The 2,575-nt window shown below is 62.1% G+C and carries 3 protein-coding genes; 2 read left to right on the forward strand and 1 reads right to left on the reverse strand.

Annotated elements, in window-relative coordinates:
• The coding region (locus ACFSOZ_RS29720; protein ID WP_379103948.1) for a trypsin-like serine peptidase at positions 1-962 on the forward strand (962 nt) is incomplete at its 5' end.
• Between the two features lie 146 nt (positions 963-1,108).
• Here the strand turns inward: ACFSOZ_RS29720 and ACFSOZ_RS29725 are convergent.
• Complete coding sequence (locus tag ACFSOZ_RS29725) at positions 1,109-1,261, reverse strand: hypothetical protein (RefSeq protein WP_379103950.1); 153 nt, start codon at positions 1,259-1,261, stop codon at positions 1,109-1,111.
• Positions 1,262-1,267: 6 nt separating this feature from the next.
• Here ACFSOZ_RS29725 and ACFSOZ_RS29730 point away from each other — a divergent pair.
• Positions 1,268-2,575, forward strand: a 1,308-nt coding sequence (locus ACFSOZ_RS29730; protein ID WP_379103952.1) for an MORN repeat-containing protein, incomplete at its 3' end; no start/stop codon positions are given.

The following is a 2,575-nucleotide window of genomic DNA, read 5'->3' on the forward strand; positions in this document are numbered from 1 at the left end:
ACCTCTATAAGCCCGGGCGGGCAAAACCAATCGCGCCGCCGCAGCTGACTGACGAAGACAGCCGCGCCGCGCCGCTTGCTGACGAGGCAACGGCTGTCAAATCCTATGGCATCGTCGGACTTTCCGCCGATGGCAAGGAGATCAAGATCGAGCCGAGCGAAGCGCTGAGGAACCTCATCATCAAGGAACTGAATGCGCCGGCCAATGGAAAGGACGCGGGTCCGCGGAAGACCGAAGATCCTGACCTTGGCGAAGGCGAAGCCGGCCGTCAGGTTTTCGGGCCCGACGATCGCGAGCAGGTCAAGAACACCAAGACCTATCCGTTCTCGGCAATCGGCTATCTGGAAGCCAAATCGCCGAAGACGGGCAGCTTTGGCAGCTGCTCGGCAACGCTGATCGGCCCGCGCACGGTGCTCACCGCGGCGCACTGCCTCTACAGCCATGAAGACAAGGACTGGCTCTCCGACTATCTGTTCGTGCCAGGCCTCAACGGCAGCACTGCCGACGACGCACCATTCGGCGCCTTCACCTTTGAAAGCGCCTATGTGCTGCAGGGCTTCATCGACAACTACCAGGGCTATTATGGCTCGGTCCTTCTGTGGGATCTCGGCATCGTAACCCTGAAGCAGGACGTCGGCACAACCTCGGCTGGCTGGGCTATGCCAACTATGACGATCTGGGGCGACTTCACCGCCAACCTCGTCGGCTATCCCGGCGACAAGCCTATGGGCACGATGTGGAAGGCGAGCTGCGAAGTGCATGCCGAAAACATCGCCCCGGAATATTTCCAGTATGACTGCGACACGTTTCCCGGGTCGAGCGGCAGTTCGGTCTATGCCTACGACACCAACTCCAAGCAGCGCATCATCACCGGCGTCAACGTGGCGGAAAGCCCCGACGCGAACACCGCCGTGCGCTTGAACGCCGCCAACGTCCAGTGGATCAACAGCCTGTATAAATAATCGCCGCGGAGTTCGCGGTTGAAACAAAAGGCGGCGGGGGCAACCCCGCCGCCTTTTTCGTGCCAGGGCTCAAATGCGGCTTCTCTTGCACGCGGCCGGCTCGCCGACTACGCTCGACCGGCCAAGGGGTTGGCATCCGAAGGGGTTCAAGGGATGGCGCGGGCAAGGGCAGTGTTGGGGATTGCGGCCGCATCGCTGCTGGCGGCGTTGATGGTTTCACCGGCTTTCGCCGATCCGGCCGCCGCGCCTGCCAGCGGTGCCTGGGCGGAACGGGTGCAGATCCTGTACCAGGCAGACACGCGCTCGTGCTGCGCAGGATGGTCCGTGTGTGGGACTTCCATCCCGAGAAGAATCTCGACTTCGTCTGGGAACCGGCGGCTTCTCAGTCGCCCGACCGGACTATCGCCGAAGACGGCACCATCAACGGCAAGGGCAGGCTGTGTGGCGGGTGCGCGGCTCGGCGAGCTATGACCCCAAAAACCATCTATTCCAGCTATTTCGGCGACATCCGGAATGGCCGGCCCGACGGACAAGGCCGGCTCGAGCTGCGCTCGGGCGAGGTTTTCGACGGGCATTGGCTTGCCGGGGAACTCAACGGAAAGGGCACCCATCTCGATGCCGACGGCAACCGCTATGAGGGGCAGTTCGTCGCCGGCGAGCCGAATGGTGAAGGCCGATTGCTGTCGAAGACCGGCGAGATATTTGCCGGCTCATTTGTCGACGGGTTGAAGAACGGCAAGGGCCGTACCCGGCTGGCCGGAGGCACTGTCTACGAGTCGCAATGGGCGATGGGCAAGGAGGTCGGCGGCTCGCGCCCCGACGTGCTGGCCGATGCCAGGATCGGCGGACTGCTCAAGGCGCAGACCGGCGGCGGCGATGCCGACAAGGTCGAGATCGGCGTGGCGGTCGACCAACGCATGACCCAGCAATCCGACATGCAGTACCAGCATCTGGTGCGCGACGAAGACATCGCGATCTATCCGCAGGCAGACCAGTACAATGACAGCTGGAACGGCACCGGCCAGGTTACCACCAGCAATGTCTATGAAGGCATGGACTGGGAGGATGCGCCGGCCTTTGCCGAGGTCGACCTGAAGACGTCAGACCAGTCCAGGGTCAAGCTCGACAGTCTGGAAATGAAGGTCGCCGCCAGCGACGCCTATCGCAAGCCGATGCTGTCGATCTCTGAGCATTTCGGCTGCGTCGGCTTCCGGCCGGATTTCTCGATCGTCAACAATGGCTGGGGTGACGCCAAGGACATGAAGATGTCGATCCAGTTCACCACGGTCGATGACGAAGGCAACCCGACCGGTGATCCCAGCCGCATGTTCAGCAAGGACGTCGGCAGTTTCGGCGACGGCGTCGATGTGTCGATCAAGAGCGTGCTCACGGAAGCCGGCGTCGACACGGCGAGCCTGGAGACCGGTCGCTTTCCCTGTCCTTCCGTGGACAGTCTCAATGTCTGCCGCAGCCAGCTGACCAACAAGATCAAGTTCGGCGAGGTCGCCGACTATCTCGGCAATATGCAACAGGCGATGACGCTGAATGCGATCGGCAAGTTCGATTATTCCTGGGCGGATGATGAAGGGTCATGTCTACCAGCAGAGCGAGCC

It is taken from the genome of Mesorhizobium newzealandense (assembly GCF_042682145.1).
In the GTDB taxonomy this organism is placed as follows: Bacteria; Pseudomonadota; Alphaproteobacteria; order Rhizobiales; family Rhizobiaceae; genus Mesorhizobium; species Mesorhizobium newzealandense.